The sequence below is a fragment of the Streptosporangium becharense genome (assembly GCF_014204985.1).
GTDB lineage: Bacteria > Actinomycetota > Actinomycetes > Streptosporangiales > Streptosporangiaceae > Streptosporangium > Streptosporangium becharense.
On sequence record NZ_JACHMP010000001.1, the window covers coordinates 5,870,529 to 5,888,382 of the forward strand.

General features: G+C 69.1%; 13 protein-coding genes and 1 pseudogene. 5 read left to right on the top strand and 9 right to left on the bottom strand.

All coding sequences use genetic code 11. The annotated features are described in order from the left end of the window. Positions 1-26: 26 nt before the first annotated feature. From F4562_RS25850 to F4562_RS25880, 7 genes and pseudogenes are all read right to left on the bottom strand, one after another. Complete coding sequence (locus tag F4562_RS25850) at positions 27-404, bottom strand: hypothetical protein (RefSeq protein ID WP_184544351.1); 378 nt, start codon at positions 402-404, stop codon at positions 27-29. A gap of 127 nt (positions 405-531) precedes the next feature. Next, entirely contained in the window at positions 532-816 is a 285-nt protein-coding gene (locus F4562_RS25855) for a hypothetical protein (protein ID WP_184544353.1), read from the bottom strand. 105 nt (positions 817-921) lie between these two features. Further along, complete coding sequence (locus F4562_RS25860; protein ID WP_184544355.1) at positions 922-2,103, bottom strand: helix-turn-helix domain-containing protein; 1,182 nt, start codon at positions 2,101-2,103, stop codon at positions 922-924. A 461-nt stretch (positions 2,104-2,564) separates the two neighbouring features. Continuing rightward, positions 2,565-2,702: pseudogene (locus F4562_RS25865) on the bottom strand (ATP-binding cassette domain-containing protein); the annotation flags it as partial. Positions 2,703-2,813: 111 nt separating this feature from the next. Continuing rightward, on the bottom strand, positions 2,814-4,673 hold the full coding sequence (locus tag F4562_RS25870) for a hypothetical protein (protein WP_184544357.1): 1,860 nt from the start codon (positions 4,671-4,673) through the stop codon (positions 2,814-2,816). A gap of 92 nt (positions 4,674-4,765) precedes the next feature. Continuing rightward, positions 4,766-5,503: a nitroreductase family protein gene (locus F4562_RS25875; protein WP_221207446.1), complete on the bottom strand. Its 738-nt coding sequence runs from the start codon at positions 5,501-5,503 to the stop codon at positions 4,766-4,768. Beyond that, on the bottom strand, positions 5,500-6,633 hold the full coding sequence (locus F4562_RS25880) for a CaiB/BaiF CoA transferase family protein (RefSeq protein WP_184544358.1): 1,134 nt from the start codon (positions 6,631-6,633) through the stop codon (positions 5,500-5,502). The genes F4562_RS25875 and F4562_RS25880 overlap by 4 nt, the downstream gene beginning before the upstream one ends. A 224-nt stretch (positions 6,634-6,857) precedes the next feature. On the opposite strand from F4562_RS25880, the gene F4562_RS34315 reads away from it, so the two are divergent. The 3 genes from F4562_RS34315 to F4562_RS25895 all read left to right on the top strand — a co-directional run bounded on the left by F4562_RS34315 (position 6,858) and on the right by F4562_RS25895 (position 11,427). After that, the gene (locus F4562_RS34315; protein ID WP_221207447.1) at positions 6,858-8,570 is read left to right on the top strand and encodes a serine/threonine-protein kinase; all 1,713 of its coding nucleotides are present in this window, start codon (positions 6,858-6,860) and stop codon (positions 8,568-8,570) included. 224 nt (positions 8,571-8,794) lie between these two features. Continuing rightward, positions 8,795-10,153, top strand: a complete 1,359-nt coding sequence (locus F4562_RS25890; RefSeq protein WP_184544360.1) for an FAD-binding oxidoreductase — start codon at positions 8,795-8,797, stop codon at positions 10,151-10,153. Between the two features lie 14 nt (positions 10,154-10,167). After that, positions 10,168-11,427 (top strand): SAM-dependent methyltransferase, encoded by a 1,260-nt coding sequence (locus F4562_RS25895; protein ID WP_184544362.1) that lies wholly within the window; start codon positions 10,168-10,170, stop codon positions 11,425-11,427. Between the two features lie 152 nt (positions 11,428-11,579). Here F4562_RS25895 and F4562_RS25900 read toward each other — a convergent pair whose 3' ends face one another. After that, the gene (locus tag F4562_RS25900; protein ID WP_184544364.1) at positions 11,580-12,149 is read right to left on the bottom strand and encodes a hemerythrin domain-containing protein; all 570 of its coding nucleotides are present in this window, start codon (positions 12,147-12,149) and stop codon (positions 11,580-11,582) included. 219 nt (positions 12,150-12,368) lie between these two features. Then, positions 12,369-13,904: a long-chain-fatty-acid--CoA ligase gene (locus tag F4562_RS25905; RefSeq protein ID WP_184544366.1), complete on the bottom strand. Its 1,536-nt coding sequence runs from the start codon at positions 13,902-13,904 to the stop codon at positions 12,369-12,371. 172 nt (positions 13,905-14,076) lie between these two features. On the opposite strand from F4562_RS25905, the gene F4562_RS25910 reads away from it, so the two are divergent. Beyond that, on the top strand, positions 14,077-15,627 hold the full coding sequence (locus F4562_RS25910) for a GMC family oxidoreductase (protein ID WP_311734127.1): 1,551 nt from the start codon (positions 14,077-14,079) through the stop codon (positions 15,625-15,627). Between the two features lie 553 nt (positions 15,628-16,180). Further along, positions 16,181-17,854, top strand: a complete 1,674-nt coding sequence (locus F4562_RS25915) for a hypothetical protein (RefSeq protein WP_184544367.1) — start codon at positions 16,181-16,183, stop codon at positions 17,852-17,854.

The window sequence follows — 17,854 nt, forward strand, 5'->3', positions numbered from 1 at the left end:
CTCGGGTGCTGCCGATGCGGCCCCATCTATGCCGCCTCCGCCGCCGTGATCAGGTCCGCGACCTGTTCCGGATGTTGGCTCTCGACCGTGTGCAGGGAGCCGCAGCGCAGCAACACCAGGTAGAAGGCCGCATCCGGCCCGACGACGATCGTGGCCTCCCGCGCACCCGCCGCCCCCGTGACGACCAGCTCCGGCGCGTACCGCTCCAGATGTATCCGCAGCGGCGGCGCGTCCGGCCATGCGTAGTCCGCCTCCCGGTCGGCCCGCAGTTCGAGCTTGAGCGTGTGCTGAAGCCAGGCCCGGATACCCCGCTCATTCAGGAGCCGCTGCACGACCGCCAGCGCCCCGTCATGCATCCACACCGCCGTTTCATCGACGGCAGGCATGGCTCTAGAGTTGTCCATGGATCGCACCTCCAGCGTGCGGTTAAGGATCTGCCGCAGTGGGCGAACACTGCGGCAGATCCGCCTAACTACAGGTCTTAATCTTGACCTCACCAGGGAAAACGAGTGTCAGGCTCATCTACCGTCGCTACTGCTCTGAAGCTGCGCGGAATCTCTGGTAGAGCTGGTCCTGCTCATTCAGCAGGACCGCCAATTCCTCAGCGCTGGAAGCGTCTACGCTCTGCTGCAAGCCCTGCGTAATCGCCTCGTCAGAGACCGTCTCTCGACGCGCGGCGTACCAGCCGACAGGCTGCAAGTGTTCGTCCTTCCCCCGCCAGATGCGCCAGCGCAGGAAACAGGCACGCAGGCGACGCAAGGGTTCGTCGTCGTCTGCGTCCCAGTAGTGCAGATCGCTCGTGTCCCTGAATGCCATGCATTAGACGCTAGAGAAAGCACCACTCATCTACCACGGACAAGCATTCGGAGATTGCCCGTACTGATCTCCCTACCCGTACACCGTGTACGGGTAGGGAGCTATCTAATCTTGGAACGCCTGGACCAGAGTTCTCAAAGGCCCCGAAAGCCGCGCTTTACGCTCTGCGATGTCAGCCGTTAGCGTCTGAGCGAATCCTTGGTGGCGGAACCATTCAGGCGAAATGTCATGAGCATGGGCTGCTACTTCAATGGCCTGTTCCGTGCGTCTACGGTCAAGTAGAGCGCGGGACTCGTTGAGTAGGTGCCGCCCGTACTGGACTTTGAACAGGACGTTCCGGTTCACCTGCGCTGCCGCCTTGAGCGCCCGATCAGGCTTGTTGAGCGCCGTCATGATGTGTGTGGTCTGAACTGCCACGTGTGACGGCCCGAAGGACACCCAGTAATCATGGCGGTCGGCGCCTACGCGGACGGCCCCCGCCGAAGCGATACGGAGATACTCCTCTGCGCGGTCACCGTCCGCCCGCCCTCCCGAAGCAACCGCAGCATTTAGGATCAAGCCTCCCCAGGCGGTGATTTGCTGCGGCGGGGACTTCGACATGGACGGTTCGATCTCTTCGGCTGCCGTTACGGCCAGTTGCTCCGCTTCGTGAAGTCGTCCCTGATGCAACATCACCCAGGAGTACGTTCCGTACAGAGTCGCCAGTCGATAGCGATCATCGCCGTCTTTCGCTGTGTTGATGGCGCGCTCAGCAGCAATGGCCGCAGCGTCGTCACGTCCGGTGTGCACGAGAAGGCAGGCGGCCAACTGCCACGCATGCGCTAGCGTCGGCGCACCTGCTTGGGGATCAGTGGCATGTAGTAGGCGAGCTTCGTTGATCAGGTTTGGGAGGTCAGCGGCTAGTACGCCGAACTCCCCACCGAAGTAAGCGCCGTAAGCACGTTCAAGCAGTGGCCATAGGTCAGAGGCAGCAGCGGGTTCCCTGTCATGATCGGGATGAATCCCCAGCAAGCTGGGATTAAGCACAGCATCTCGGACAGTGAGCACCGCAGCGCCAGGCACTCGTTCTAAGGCTGGCTTTTTACCAGCGATAACGCCTGGATCGACGTCTAGCGCCCGCGCCAACTTCACCATGGATGCCCAGGACATGGACTCCCTGACATCACGTTCCAGCAGGGAGAGGAGATCGACGCTCAGTCCAGCCCGATTAGCCAGCTCTTGCTGGCTATAACCACGCTCCAGTCGCAGCGTCCGGAGGCGTTTGCCCAGTGTGGTGCTCCCATGCATGGTGCGCCCTTTCACCGTCGTGAATTGCCCACCAGACTAGTTGGTTCATTGATCCACCGAGATGAACGCTACGTAAGAGTGACCGTCCGTCCTGATCATCGCTGCGGGAAGACTTGGTTGGAGAAAACGCCTCCGGCGGGGGTACTCCGGCTCCGGGATGGGGCAAAGTGTGCAGCGCGCAGGTTTGATGGTGGCTGAGGTAGGGCCTGCTCATCCCGTCTGCCGTCGTCCCGGAACAAGCCGTAGCAGACCGGCACCAGGGCGCCAAAGTCGTTCGTCCGGTAGGGCGCTCCACTTTGGCGCCCTGGCACCGGCCCGCTACCCCTACGGGCGGGACGACGGCAGACGGGATGAGCAGGCCAGGGGAAAGATGTACGGGTGATCGCGTGGCAAAGGCTTAGTCGAAGCGGCGTGACCTGCGGAAACTGATAACGATCAGGACACACTTAGTGCCTTAACTTGCTAGTCGGCTTCCCCGCACCGTTGGGACCGAGCAGCGTGAAGATCTCCCCGCGCCGGATGTCGAGGTCGACGCCGCGCAGCACCTCGGCCGCGCCGTAGTTCATCCGCAGCCCGCGGACGCTTACCGCAGTACTCATGTGAACGAATGTAGTAGGTGTACTACATTTGTGCCAAGTCATACGACAAAGGGCGGTACACCTGTGTCAGGTGCACCGCCCGGTCGGTTCTCGGACGTTACGGGTGGCGGATCACCTGGGCGCCGGGGGGCAGGTGACGGAGAAGGCGGTCGTCCCGTATCCCTTGTGGGGTGATTCGAGCTCCAGCTTGAAGTGGCCGGTCTCCGACCGGCTCGTGCCGTACGGGGCGGAGATCTTCTCCGTCTGTTTCCCGGCGGCGAACGAGATGGTCTGCGACTCCCCGATCGGCAGCCACTGGTCCCTGGTCAGGTTGCTCTTGCGGTACCACCGGTAGCCGACGGAGGCCGGACCGTCGGACATGGTGATCTCCGCGCCGAGCTCGAACGCGGCGGGTCGCTCGACCTCGCACTTGTCCTTCTGGGTGCCGGTCACGCGGATGATCGCCGGGCCCACGCAGACCGTGGTGAACGTCGCGGTCTCGCTCCGGCCGCCGCCGGCGGGGTCGACGATCTCCAGCCGTGCCCAGCCGTTCGGATTGTTCTCGCTGTAGAACGAATGGATCTTGGCGGTCTTGCTGCCGGGGGCGTCGAACGTCATGGAGTACTCGGCCTGCACGGGACCCCGGTGCGTGACCCACCGGTACTTCACGGTCATCGGCTTGGTGACCGTGATCCGCGCGGTGAGGATGTGCTGCGCCACGTCGAGCGGCATACCGCACCGGCCGGTGTAGCTGGCCGGCTCGACCTTCATGTCGGAGGCGGTCGCGGTCGGATCGGGCTTCTCGTCGCAGGTGACGGTGAAGGCGGCCTGCGCGGTGTCCGGGACCGTCACCGGGGAGATGATCTTGAGGGTGCCCGAGCCCTTGACGACGGGCACCTCACGGTCGCCCCGGACCGTCAGGGTGTGCGGCACGACGTCCTTGGCCCCCGGGGCGCCGGTGAAGGACAGCGTGTTGACCGGGCCGGCGCCGCCCTCGCTGTCGAGCCACTGGTACCTCACCTCGGCCGGGACCCGGTTGACGGCGATCGTGCCGGTGAAGGTCAGGGTCGTGGGGCAGGCGCCGGTGTAGGTGGGCCTGTCCACCGCGGCGGCCGGCGTCACCACCAGGTCGGGGCCGGGGTCGTCGCAGGTGACGCTGTAGGTCGCCCGCGGCGAGTCGATGCCGGACGGGCTGACGATCCGGATGGCCTTCCATCCGGTGGAGGTGGCCTTGACCGGGTGGGTGACGACGACCGGGCGGCTGCGCGGGCCGTTGGCCGGGAAGTCCAGCTGCTGGATGGGGCCCTCACCGCCGGTGCTGTCGATCCACTGGTAGCCGACCCGGGCGGGCAGCTGGGAGACCTGGATGAGCCCGTTGAAGCGGACCGGCTGCCCGGTGGCCGGGCACTGGCCCTTGTAGGTCGCCGGATGCGCGGTGACCGAGGCGGCGGCGCGGATCGGCTCGGTGGGGGTGTGCGGTCCGCCGCCTCCGCCCTGTGGGGTCTGGGGGGACTGCGGGGTGTGCGGTCGGGCCGGTGGGGTGGCCGGCAGCGGGTGGCTGCCGTCGTAGACGATGGGTTCGCTGCCGGCGCAGCCGACGGTGAAGTGGGCCTTGCGGGACAGGCCCTTCCTGCCGATGATCTCCACGGCCTGCCAGCCGCGGGCCTCCCAGTCGAAGGTCTGCCGGTCGCGGACGAGGAGTTTGCGGGTGCCCTTGACCGTGACGGTCTTGACGGCGCTACGGGTGCCGTCACTGCGGACCCAGCGGTAGCGCACCGTGCCGGAGCCGCGCGCCACCAGGCTGGCGGAGAAGCCGACCGTGGTGGGGCAGGCGCCCGAGTAGCGGGCCGGTCCGGCCTTGACGTTGCCCACGCTCACCCTGACCTGAGCCGCGGACCCGTCGGTGACCGACGCCTGAGCGGGCCCGGCCAGCAGCCCGGAGAACAGGACGGCGGCCGTGCCCAAACTCAGGACGAACGGTGTCGTTTTCACATCACACCCCTTTGCTCTCACAGAGAACTCATAGAGAAGGGGCCTGATCTTCTTGGCGCATGGTGGTGGAGCACTTGAAGATGGCTGCAATCTCAGTGGGAGATCACGTCCGGAGCCGAGGTGATCGCTGTACGGGTCTCGGCGTCACCGGCGGCCGGTGGTCGGTTCCCGTAGCCCCACAGAGGCTCGTGGATCTCGAAGCCGACGGGCTCGCCCCACCGGTTGCGGTAGCTGACCTCGTGGACCGGGCGGCGGGGTGCGACGCCCCAGCGGCCGGTGGGGTAGCCGAAGGTGACCGTGCAGGCCACGCTCCAGCCCCTGCCCTCGGGGACGCCCAGGACGCGCATCGTCTCCTCCGCGTGGAAGACGCCGAGCACGCTGGTCAGCGCGCTGCCCACGCCGTGGGCACGCGCGGCGAGCTGGGCACTCCACACCGCGGGGAAGATCGAGCCGCCGGACGGGTCGTTGCGGGTGAACGCGAACAGCAGCAGCGGGTAGTCCTCGAAGTGGTCGGCCAGGTGCCGGGCCGACCTCAGGACGTTGAGCGTGCCGGTGTCGCCCTCGGCCTCGGCCCTCTCCCGCATCGGCCGGTAGTGGCCCTCGAAGAGCTTGTCGAGCGCGTCGCGGTAGAGCGGCCCGAGGGACGCCTTCACCCCGGGGTCGTCCACCAGCATGAAGCGCCAGCCCTGCGTGTTGCCCGCGCTGGGTGCGCGGACCGCGGCGTCCAGGATGCTCCGCTGCACCTGCTCGGGGATCGGGTCCGGCTTGACCCGGCGCATCGCCCGGGTCGTGTAGAGGGCCTCGAAGACGTCCATCGCCTCGTCGCTCACGCCAGCACCCCCGCCTCGCGCAGCTTCGCCGCGGTGTCGTCGGGCAGCCCCCAGGAGGACAGGTCCGACAGCCGGGTGGCCGGTGCGAGGTCCTGCTCGGGCACGCCGAGCAGGCGCGGCGCCGGAGCGGGCTGGCGGACCCCGCCGACCTCGACGAACGTGCCGCGGGCCCTGTTGTGCGGATGGTCGGCGGCCTCGCCCATTCCCAGGACGGGGGAGACGCACGCGTCCGTGCCGTCGAACACCGCCTCCCACTCGGCGCGCGTCCGCGACCGGAACGCCTCGGCCAGCCGTGCGCGCAGCTCCGGCCAGCGCGACCGGTCGTCGCGGTCGGGCAGGTCGGACAGACCCATCAACCGGATCATCTCCGCCCAGAACTGGGGCTCCAGGGCGCCGACCGCCATGTATCCGCCGTCGGAGGTCTCATAGGTGTCGTACATCGGGGCGCCGGTGTCGAGGAGGTTCGTGCCCCGCGGCCCCCAGGACCCGTTCTGCACGCCGTGGTAGAACATCGCGAACAGCGCCGCCGAGCCGTCCACCATGGCGGCGTCGATCACCCGGCCCTCGCCGGTCCGCTCCCGCTCGAGCAGCGCCAGCAGTACGCCGTACGCCAGCATGAGGCCGCCGCCGGCGAAGTCGCCGAGGATGTTGATCGGCGGGGTGGGCGGCTCGCCCGCGCGACCCAGCATCGACAGCACACCCGAGATCGCGATGTAGCCGATGTCGTGCCCGGCGGTCGGCGCCAGCGGCCCTTCCTGCCCCCAGCCGGTCATCCGCGCGTAGACCAGGCGCGGGTTGACCGCGTGCAGGTCGGCGGGGCCGATGCCGAGACGCTCGGCGACGCCGGGCCGGAAGACCTCGACGACCACGTCGGCGTGGGCCGCGAGCTCCCGGAAAGCGGCCACGCCCTCGGGTGACTTCAGGTCCAGGCCGATCGTCCGCTTGCCGCGGTCCATCACGTCGGCGCGCGGCCTGTCCCCGGCCTTGGCGACGGGGCCCACCCGGTCGACGCGCAGCACCTCGGCCCCGTGGTCGGCCAGCATCATCCCGGCGAACGGCCCGGGGGCCAGTCCGGCCAGTTCGAGCACACGGACCCCGGCCAGCGGGCCCTTCCTGGTCAAGCGCTCCATAGGCGTCTCCTCGGGTGCGGTCTCTGCTGCGGAGCGGGCGGTCGCGACCGGCCGGCACCCCGGCGGCGGGGCGCCGCCCCTCCCGGCCAAGTAGAACAACATTCGGCTTTCCGTGGCAAGAGATCCGTGCCGGTACCGCGTGCCGCCTGCTCCCGTGTGGGAAAGTGGCGCCCGCGCGTATGAAAAACTTGCGGCCTCTCCAAATGGGATCTAGGGGTTTCACGATGACGAATCCGCACAGTGAACGGGTGGTCGCTGGGCGCTATAGATTGCTGCGGGAGCTCGGCCGGGGCGGCATGGGCGTGGTGTGGGAGGGCTACGACACCCTGCTCAACCGTGCGGTGGCGATCAAGGAGGTGCTGCTGCCGCCGAACCTCTCGGCGGCCGAGCACCAGGTCCAGCTGACCCGGACCTCCCGCGAGGCGAGGACCGCCGCCCGGCTCAACCACCACGGCATCGTCGCGATCTACGACGTGGCGGAGGAGGACGGCCGCCCCTGGATCATCATGGAACTCGTCCGGGCACGTGCCCTGGACCAGGTCGGCCGGCTGCCGGTGCCGCAGGTCGCCGAGATCGGCCGGCAGGTGCTGTCGGCCCTGCGGGCCGCCCACGACGCGGGCATCCTCCACCGCGACGTCAAACCGAGCAACATCCTGCTCGACGAGACGGGCCGCGCCGTGCTCTCCGACTTCGGCATCGCGGTGGTGGAGGGCGACACCTCCCTGACCCAGACCGGAATGGTCACGGGCTCGCCCAGCTTCCTGCCGCCCGAGCGCGCCACCGGCACCGCCGCGGGCCCCTGGTCCGACCTGTGGGCACTCGGAGCCACCCTTTACGCGACCCTCGTCGGCCGAGGTCCCTTCGAGCGGCGTGACGCCATCGCCACCCTCAGTGCCCTGCTCACCGAGGAGCCCGACTTCCGTCCGGTGCCCGTGGAGATGCGCGCGGTGCTCATGGGCATGCTCCAGCGGGAGCCCGCCCACCGGTTGACCGCGCAGCAGGCCGACGCCCTGCTCGCCGAGGTGGTGGCCGATCCGGCGGCCGCCGTCCGCCGGACCGGTGAGTGGGAGAGCCGCCAGACCGGAGAGCGGCAGAACCTGCGGACCGGCCCCTCGGCCACGCCTCCCCCCGGGTTCCCCCCGTCCCAGCCGTTCCCCGGCGCACCCTCGTCCCACCCTCCGTTCCCGGGTGTGTCCCCGACCCTGCCGCCGGAACGGCGGCGCCGCGGTGCCGGCCGGGTCCCGCTGATCCTCGCCGCGGTGGCGGTCCTGGCGGTCGGCGGTGGAGCGGTGGCCGTCGCGATGTCCGGCTCCGGATCGGAGAACACGGCCGGCTCCCGGCCCACCTCCGCCTCCACCTCCGCCGCCGCCAAGCCCGAGCGGACCAGGAACGCCGAACGGGACACGCCCACCCCACGGCCCACCCCCACCCGGACCACGGCCGCACCCGCACCCGGGGCGGCGCTCGGACTGCGGACCTGGCGGGCCCGCCCGCCGGAGAACTGGAGCATCTCCTACCCGGCCGGCTGGACCGGCGACTGGTCACCCGAGACGGGCTACACCCAGTGGCTGCGCCGCGACGGTGGCGCGCACATGTCGGTGGAGTTGCTGGAGGGTTCCACCGAGGGGCTGGAACAGCTCCAGCGGACCGTCAGGGAGAACGCGGCCCAGTGGAGCGAGATCCACTCCGAGGACACGGCCGCCGTACCCCTCGCCTACGGGTCCGGGCTCCAGTGGGAGTTCACCTGGAGCATGAAGGACAGCGGCGGGGCGCCTTGGGCGAAGCCGGGGGTGACCTACCACGAGGTCCGGCGCTTCGTCGCGGTCGGCGACACGGCCATCGTGCTCAGCTGGACCACCCACGACGACGAGTGGCAGGCCCAGCGGGCCCTGATGAACCGGATCTTCGCCAGCTTCCACCCCCGCGGCGGGGAATGACGTGACCGGGGGGTGTCCGCTCCGGCCGGGGGGTGACGCGACCGGGGGACGTCACTCCCCGCCGCGCCGTGATTCGGCGCGCCGGGGCCGAAGCACAGGATCACGGCGCCGTAGAGTTTTCGCTTGTTTAACGCGTCCCGCCTGGCTCCGGAGAGATCCGAGTTATAACTTGCCTAAGGGCGATCTTCACAACGACGGTCATGGGGGTGATCACCGTGCGGCGGATGACGGAGATGGCTGCGCACCGGCGAGCGGTGGAACTGATCAGGGAGTCCTACGCCGCCATCCCCGGCGACGCCGTGCCCCGGCTCTCCAAGGCCACCACCAACCTGTTCCGGTTCCGTGAGGGCGGGCGGGCGGCGAAGCTCTCCGCCAAGGACCTGGACCGGGTCATCGAGGTCGATCCGGTGACGATGACCGCCGAGGTCCAGGGCATGACGACCTACGAGAACCTGGTCGACGCCACGCTGGCGCACGGTCTCATGCCGTACGTCGTGCCCCAGCTGAAGACCATCACCCTCGGCGGGGCGGTCACCGGTCTCGGCATCGAGTCCACCAGCTTCAAGGACGGGCTGCCGCACGAGTCGGTGGAGGAGCTGGAGATCCTCACCGGCGACGGCCGGGTCGTGGTGGCCCGCGACGACAACGAGCACCGTGACCTGTTCCGGGCCTTCCCCAACTCCTACGGCACGCTCGGCTACGCGCTCCGGATCCGGATCAGGCTCAAGCCGGTCAAGCCGTACGTCCGCCTGACCCACATCCCCTTCGGCGACGCCGACAAGTGCATGGTCGCCCTGCGGGAGATCTGCGAGAGCGGCCGGCACGAGGGCGAGCCGGTCGACTTCGTGGACGGCACGTTCTTCGGGCCCGGGGAGCTCTACGTCACCGTGGGCCGCTTCGCCGACCGTGCCCCCTACCTGTCCGACTACACCGGCATGCGGATCTACTACCGGTCGATCCAGGCCAGGACCCGTGACTGGCTGACCGTGCGCGACTACCTCTGGCGCTGGGACACCGACTGGTTCTGGTGCTCACGGGCCTTCGGCGTGCAGCATCCGGTGGTGCGCTCGCTGATGCCGCGCAAGTGGATGCGCTCCGACGTCTATCGCAGGCTGGTCGGCCTCGACCGCAGATACGGGGTGGTCGCCCGGGTCGACCGCTGGCGCGGCCTGCCCGTGCAGGAGTCCGTCATCCAGGACATCGAGGTGCCCGTCGAGCGCGGCGCGGAGTTCCTGGAGTTCTTCCACGAGAAGGTCGGCATGACGCCGGTCTGGATGTGCCCGCTGCGGGCGACGGGCGAGTGGCCGCTCTATCCCCTGGAGCCCGACCGGCTCTATGTGAACTTCGGTTTCTGGGGAATGGTTCCGCTGCCCCGCGGCCAGTTCGACGGATACCACAACCGTCTCATCGAGAAGCGTGTCCACGAGCTGGAGGGGCATAAATCGCTGTACTCGACCTCCTACTACCCTCGCGATGAATTTTGGCGTTTCTATAACGAAAAAGCCTATTGGCCGGTGAAACAGGCATACGACGGGGGTGGCCGGTTGCTCGACCTCTACGACAAGTGTGTTCGGGGGCGTTAGGAAAGGCTGATTCCGTGTTGCTGGCAGAGATCTTCGAAAAGGTCATGGGCCCCGAGACCGGAGTGCGCCTGGTCGCGTACGACGGAAGCAAGGCAGGAGCCGACGGCGCCGACATCACCGTCGAGGTCAAGACCCCGACCGCCGTCGCGTATCTGGCTCAGGCGCCGGGAGAGCTGGGGCTCGCGAGGGCCTACGTGTCCGGCCACATCGACGTCCACGGTGACATGTACACCCTTCTGTCACGCATGTGGACGCTCACCGTCAACGACATCCCCCTCGGTGAGAAGCTCGCGGCGGCGCGGGCTCTCGGCATCCGTCCCCTGCTGATGAGGGTGCCCCCGCCCCCCCAGGAGGTGCGGCGCAGCGTGATGGCCCGGCTGGGCAGCAGGCACGCCAAGCGGCGCGACGCGGAGGCGATCCACCATCACTACGACGTCTCCAACGCCTTCTACCGGTGGGTGCTGGGACCGTCCATGGCCTACACCTGCGCGGTCTTCCCCGAGCGGGACGCCACGCTGGAGGAGGCCCAGCGCGTCAAGTTCGACCTCGTCGCCCGCAAGCTCGGTCTCAAGCCCGGCATGCGGCTGCTGGACGTGGGCTGCGGCTGGGGCGGCATGGTCATGCACGCGGCCCGGGAGTACGGGGTCAAGGCCCTCGGAGTCACCCTCTCACGCCAGCAGGCCGAATGGGCACAGAAGGCGATCGCCGAGGCCGGTCTCGGTGAGCTCGCGGAGGTCCGCCACATGGACTACCGCGACGTGCGGGAGACCGGGTTCGACGCCGTCAGCTCGATCGGCCTGACCGAGCACATCGGCAAGAACCAGCTGCCGTTCTACTTCCGCTTCCTGTACGACAAGCTCGTCCCCGGCGGACGGCTGCTGAACCACTGCATCACCCGGCCGACGGGCACCGAGCCGACCATCAACCCCGGCGGCTTCATCAACCGCTACGTCTTCCCGGACGGGGAGCTGGAGTCGGTCGGCCACCTGGCCCGGCAGATCGAGGACACCGGCTTCGAGATCCGTCACGAGGAGAACCTGCGCGAACACTACGCGCAGACGCTCCGCCACTGGTGCGCCAACCTCGACGAGCACTGGAACGAGGCGGTCATGGAGGTCGGTGAGGGCACGGCACGGGTCTGGCGGCTCTACATGGCTGCCTCCGCGGTCGGCTTCGAGCGCAACAAGGTCCAGCTCCACCAGGTCCTCGCCGTCAGGCTCGACGCCGCGGGCGAGGCGCGCGTACCGCTCCGCCCGTCCCTCGACTGGCCCTGACCCGCCGCTTCAGGCTCCCGTCCGCCGGTCCCCGCTCACCAGCGGGGACCGGCGGTTCCGGGTGATCCGGAATCGACCGGCGGTTCCTGATCACCCGGAACACCCGCACGCCGCGGGGAGGGCACCCCGCTCCAGGCGAGCGCGAGCGGTGCTCAGCCCTTTCCCCGCCCGCTCAGCGCGTCACGGACACGATCCACCAGTCCGACGCCCGGTGCGAGCAGCTTGTTGGCCGGTGGCGTGTCAGGAGCCATGGGGTGCGGCCGGGTCGGGGCGACCTTCTTGATGGCCTGGACCTTGCCGCCCAGCTCCCGCAGCTCCTCGGTTCCGGCGTGCCGCGCCAACTGCGGGAACAGCTCGCCCTCCTCCTCCTGGACGTGCTGCCGGATCACGCCCATGAACCGGGTGAGCAGTTGGTCGAACCGCGGGTCGCCGACGTCGGTCTTCTCCAGGTCCTTCATGAGCTGCTCGGCCTCGGCGTGCTCGGAGAGCTCCCGGTCGGCCAGCGCGTCCCCGCCGGGGACGAACTTGCGGGTGGCCGGGTAGAGGTACGCCTCCTCGGCGATGGAGTGCCTGATGAGCTCAGTGATCACTTTCTCGGTGAGATCCCGGCGCCGTTCGCTCTCGTCGACGCCGCGGAGCATCTCCAGCTGGCCGAAAAGCTGTTCCACCTCGCGGTGGTCGGTGGTCAGGACGTCGATGATGCTCTCTGTCTGATCTGCCATGATTTCCCCCCGGATCGGTTCCGCCGTGCCTACCCCGGCCCCCGAGGTGAAAACACCGCTTGACCCACCTCTCACAGGGGCAAGACCCGGCCTATGCCCTCGTCCGTCCGCCCGGCTGCCTGACCCCGCCCGCCTCCCTGCCCGCCCGGCTGTCCGGCCGGGGACGCGGAGCGCGGGGACGCCGCCCGATGGGCCGGGCGGCGTCCCCACGCGGCGCGGTCAGCGGAGCTCGCGCTTGAGGATCTTCCCGGTGGCGGTCATCGGCAGGGCGTCGCGGAACTCGACGATCCGCGGATACTTGTAGGCAGCCATGTTCTCCTTGCACCAGCCGATCAGCTCCTCCTCGGTGAGGGTCGCCCCGGGGGTGCGGATCACGTAGGCCTTGACCTCCTCGCCGTGCGAGTCGTGGGCGACGCCCAGCACCGCCGCCAGGGAGACCTGCGGGTGCGTGACCAGGACCTCCTCGACCTCGCGCGGGTAGACGTTGAAACCGCCACGGATGATCATGTCCTTGGCCCGGTCGATGATGGCGTAGTAACCGTCCGCGTCCCGGGTGGCGATGTCGCCGGTGCGGAACCAGCCGTCCCTCATCACCTCCGCGGTCGCCTCGGGCCGGTTGTAGTAGCCCTTCATGACGTTGTGACCGCGGATCGCGATCTCACCGGGGCCCTCGCCCTCGACGGTCTTCCAGTCGCCGTCGATCAGCCGCATCTGCACGCCCCAGATCGGCGTGCCGATCGTGCCGGGCTTGGTGGGCCTGCCGAGCTGGTTGAAGCTGGCCACCGGGGAGGTCTCCGACAGGCCGTACCCCTCCAGGATGCCGATGCCGAAGGTCCTCTCGAAGTCCTTGAGCACCTCGACGGGACAGGAGGCGCCGCCGGCGACCGCCACCCTGAGCGAGGCCGGCACCTCGTCGCCGTCGGCGTGGATCTTCGCCAGCATGGCCCAGTACATGGTCGGCACGCCCGCGAACAACGTGATGTTCTCGGCGCGCATCAGCTCCAGGGCCGGACCGGGCTCGAAACGCGGTGTGAGCACGAGGGTCGCCCGGCGCCGGAACCCGGCGTTCATGATGACGGTCTGCCCGAAGGAGTGGAAGAGCGGCAGCGCCGCCAGGTAGGCGTCACCGCCCACGGTGCGGGGGAACATCTCGTCCGCGACCATGGCGTTGAGCAGCATGTTCTGATGGGTCAGCTCGGCACCCTTGGGCCGGCCCGTGGTGCCGCTGGTGTAGAGGATCACCGCGGTGTCGTCGGGGGAGGTCTGCGCGGTCTCGAACTCACCGGACACCCCGTCCAGCGCCGCCCACAGCGTCTGGCCGTACTCCGACTCGGTGGCGAAGGCGGTGGCGGGCAGCACGAAGAAGTGCTCGGTCGACGGGGCCTCCTCGAAACCCGCTCTGCCACGCTCACCCAGCGGCAGCTCGGGGGTGCCCTCGAAGCAGAACAACGCCTTGGCCTGGGAGTCTTCCAGGTGGTAGGCGATCTCCCTCGACTGCAGCAACACGTTGAGCGGCACGACCACGGCGCCGGTCTTGAGGATGCCGTAGTAGACGAACGGGAAGTACGGCAGATTGGGGCAGGCGATCGCCACCTTGTCACCCTTGCCGATCCCCCGGGAGACCAACAGGTTGGCAACCTGATTCGCAACGGTGTCGACCAGCGAGTACGGCAGACGCAGGTCACCGAAGACCAGTGCGGTGCGGTCGGGGCACTCCCGGGCGCTGTCCTCCAGTGCGATCGACAGGTTGAGCATGGTGCGTCCTCCTCCGAGCAGGCTCTGACGGTGCCCATACTGGCAGCCGAAGATACCGACCGGTAGGTAACCCGCATTACAAATTGACGGGCAAAAGAAGGGGGGATAAGGAGAGCAGGCAGGAGCCCGCTTACGGGGGAGGCGAGCTGACCGTCTGTCCGAGGAGGGGTCAGTGAGCGTGGAGTACGACTACGTCGTCGTCGGGGCCGGGTCGGCCGGGTGCGTCCTGGCCGACCGGCTCTCGGCGGTCCCCGGTGTCACCGTCGCCCTGGTCGAGGCGGGCGGGTCCGACGACCGGATCGAGGTCCGGATGCCCGCGGGGTTCGCCAGGCTCTTCAAGACCGAGCGCGACTGGAACTTCACCACCGCCGCGCAGGCGGGGCTGGTCGGCAGGGAGCTCTACTGGCCGCGCGGCCGGATGATCGGCGGCTCCTCGTCGATGAACGGCCAGATGTGGGTGCGCGGGCACCGCGCCGACTACGACGGCTGGAACGTGCCGGGCTGGTCCTACGACGAGGTCCTGCCGTACTTCCTGCGCAGTGAGCGCCGCGTCGGCAGCAACCGCGGCGGTGTGTACGGCACCGGCGGGCCCGTGCGCATCTGCGAGCTGCGCTCCCCGAACCCCGCCACCGAGCTGTTCCTGCGGGCCTGCGAGGAGCTGGGCATCGTCCGCCTGGACGAGCTCAACGGCCCCTCCAACGAGGGCTGCTCGCCCACCCCCGTCACCCAGCACCGGGGCCGCCGCTGGAGCTCGGCCGACGCCTACCTCAGGCCCGCGGCCGGGCGGCCCAACCTCACCGTGCTGACCTCCTCGCCCGTGCGGTCGGTCCTGATCGAGGACGGCCGGGCGGCCGGCGTGGTGTACGGCGACGGCGCGGTGGTGCGGGCCCGCGCCGAGGTGGTGCTGGCGGCCGGGACGATCGGCTCGCCGCACCTGCTGATGCTCTCCGGCGTCGGCCCGGCCGACGAACTGCGGGCCGAGGGGATCGAGCCGGTCCGCGACCTGCCCGGGGTCGGCGGGAACCTCCAGGACCACCTCGCGTCGGGGATCTTCCTGCACTGCCGGCGGCCGATCACGCTCGTCGGCGCCGAGTCGCCCGGCAACCTGCTCCGCTTCCTGGTCGGCCGCACCGGCAAGCTCACCTCCAACGTCGGTGAGGCCGTGGCGTTCATCCGCACCTCGCCGGACGAGCCCGCCCCCGACATAGAGCTGATCTTCGCCCCGGCTCCCTTCATCAACCACGGCCTCACCCCGCCGCCCGGCCACGGCCTGACCATCGCGTCGGTCCTGCTGCAACCGGAGAGCCGGGGCCGGGTCTTCCTGAACGGGCGTGACGTGGTGATCGACCCCGGCTACCTCACCGCGGAGGCCGACCTCCGGCGGCAGGTCGCGGGACTCCGGAAGGCCGGGGAACTGTTCGCCACCGAGGCGCTCGCCCCGCTCGCCGGGCCGCCCATGGACCCGTACTGGGGCGCCGGGACCGACGAGGAACTGGCCCGCTGGATCCGTGAGCGCAGTGAGACCCTCTACCACCCGGTCGGCACCTGCCGGATGGGCGAGGACGACGACTCGGTGGTGGACCCGGCCCTGCGGGTTCGAGGCGTCGCCGGGCTCAGAGTCGCCGACGCCTCGATCATGCCGGTCATCAATCGGGGTCACACCCAGGCCCCGGTCGTCATGATCGCGGAGAAGGCCGCCGACCTCATCCTCGCCGACAGGTGAAGGCCGCCCGGCGGGCCGGAGGGGCCGCGCGAGGAGCGCGACCGTCGCGGAGGTCGTCATCCCGAAGGCTGATCTCCGATCATCGTGCAGGCGGATAGCCACATTTCCGGAGCGGATTAGTGTTGGCGCGAATTCGCGGGAAACCGGCCGGACGAGGGGCCGTGCTCAGCGGAGTCCCCGTTCGCGCGTATGCGCCAGAGAGGAGGATGTCGTCTCCCCGCCGCCCCGGTTCACACGGGCGGCTCACGATTTCGCGTCATGTGCCCCCTCTGACGCCGCGTTTCCAGCAGAAGGCGCCTTTCCCCGGATAACGGCCCTCCGGTAACCGGGGAAAAGGCTGTTCACGCGTGTGGACGCCGCACCGTCGGCCGGAGCCGGCGTTCCACACCCCCGTTTTCCGTCGTGCCGTGTCCGCCGAGAAGGGCCACGAGCGCTTTTCGCACTGCCCGGAAGTCCGCACGGAACGAGAGCCCGCGGCTCCGCCGTGCCGCCGTGATGACGGGCGGTGGCTCCGGGGACCCGGTACACGTGCCCACCCGAGAGAAGATGATCAGTGAGATCGAGACGAAGAGACGACGGCGGAGCGCGCCGTCGGTGGAAGGGGACGGCCCGGCTGTCCCGGGTGCTCGCGGCCACGCTGACGTTCGTCCTGGCGGCGACCCTGCTGCGCGGGGTCCCGGCCTCCGCCGCGCCGGAGCAGACCGGCACGGAGGCGCTGAACAGCCAGCTGCACGCCCTGAACGTGCGCGTGCGCAGTTCGCAGTACTACAGGCACGTCCTGCTCAGCTCACTTCTCGTGGCCTGGTCGAAGAAGAAACCCGACCGGCCGGAGCAGGAGATCGTCCAGGAGTTCCTCAGCGTGTCGGAGCTTCTCGACGAACAGCTGGAGGAGCTCGGGGCGTCCCCCGGCGGGGACCCGGTGGCGGCACTCGGGGAGATCAGCCGGATGGTCGGCGAACACCCGGAGCTCGCTCCCGCCGCCGCGTCCCTCGGCGCGGCACTCCGCGGGTTCGCCGCGACGCCCGCGCAGCAGTTCGACAGCTGGCAGAACGCCGTGGCCGCGAACCACGCCCTCACCGGCAACGCCGCCGCCGTCCTGGACGAATGGGGCCGGGCGGTCGCCGCGGGCGTGCGCGGGATGGCGGCCACCCTCGGCGGAGACAACCCCCACGTGAAGGTCTGGGACAGCCGGATCGGGTCCTCCGTCGGCATCGGCGCCACCGCCACCACCGAGCAGCTGGTCGCGAACTCGGGGTTGGACGCCGTCGTCGACGTGCGGCGGATCCTGCAGATCCCGCAGGGCGACCCCGGATACCGGCAGGAGATCGAAAAACAGCTGGCCAAGCTCCTGGGGCACAACAACGACCTCGTCAGGGAAGCGGTCCAGTCGATCGACAAGCTGCAGAACGGCGACGACGGCGCCTTCCAGTGGAAGACCGACGCGCCTGCCGCACCGCCGTCCGCCCATGACGCGGCTCTGGCGGAGGCCAAGAAGCGTCAGGAGAAGATCGACCAGGTCAAGGACGGGATAAACGTCCTCGCCAAGCTGATGGAACGCCTCGATCCCAATGCCGCCAAGCAGGTGGCGGGAGTGGGGACCGCGGCCGCCAGGATCGCCACCGCGGTCAACGACTACCTCCCCAAGATCGCCGGGAAGTCGTTCGGCAAGGCGTTCTTCTCCATGGGGACCGTGGCGCTGACCGGGAACATCATCGGTGCGATCAGCGACCTGCTCCCGATCTTCCTGGGCAGCCCGGAGCCGCAGCTCGTGCAGCAGCTCGGCAAGCTCCGCCAGGAGGTCGCCAACCTGCACAACGCCATGAACGAGCAGTTCAGCCGGGTGAACGAGACCCTGAACACCATCTACGGCGACATGATGGGCAAGTTCGAGCAGGTCCTCAAGCTCCAGCGCGCGACGGCCGCCCAGCTGACGCAGATCCAGGGCCAACTGCAGAACATCCAGCAGAGCGTGGACGTCTGGGCGGCCGAGATCATCAAGTCGCTGCAGAACGGCGCGTTGCACAGCTCCCGGGAGGCGCTGAACGAGTACCTGGGGTACGAGAGGTTGCACAAGATCCCGATCCCGACGTACGGGGAATACGCCGGCGTCATCAACAAGGTGCACTACACGGCGGTCACCCAGACCAGGGAGGAGCCGTTCGTGCCGAGCCCCGGTAACCACCAGCAGCACGAGGCGAACCCCGTCGCGGTGCCTGGACACCTATGA

Excerpts from the sequence above, each read along its gene's own strand:
- F4562_RS25855 (WP_184544353.1), bottom strand. The coding sequence starts at position 816 with ATGGCATTCAGGGACACGAGCGATCTGCACTACTGGGACGCAGACGAC.
- F4562_RS25860 (WP_184544355.1), bottom strand. The coding sequence starts at position 2,103 with ATGCATGGGAGCACCACACTGGGCAAACGCCTCCGGACGCTGCGACTG.
- F4562_RS25850 (WP_184544351.1), bottom strand. The coding sequence starts at position 404 with ATGGACAACTCTAGAGCCATGCCTGCCGTCGATGAAACGGCGGTGTGG.
- F4562_RS34315 (WP_221207447.1), top strand. The coding sequence starts at position 6,858 with ATGACGAATCCGCACAGTGAACGGGTGGTCGCTGGGCGCTATAGATTG.
- F4562_RS25890 (WP_184544360.1), top strand. The coding sequence starts at position 8,795 with ATGACGGAGATGGCTGCGCACCGGCGAGCGGTGGAACTGATCAGGGAG.
- F4562_RS25880 (WP_184544358.1), bottom strand. The coding sequence starts at position 6,633 with ATGGAGCGCTTGACCAGGAAGGGCCCGCTGGCCGGGGTCCGTGTGCTC.
- F4562_RS25900 (WP_184544364.1), bottom strand. The coding sequence starts at position 12,149 with ATGGCAGATCAGACAGAGAGCATCATCGACGTCCTGACCACCGACCAC.
- F4562_RS25905 (WP_184544366.1), bottom strand. The coding sequence starts at position 13,904 with ATGCTCAACCTGTCGATCGCACTGGAGGACAGCGCCCGGGAGTGCCCC.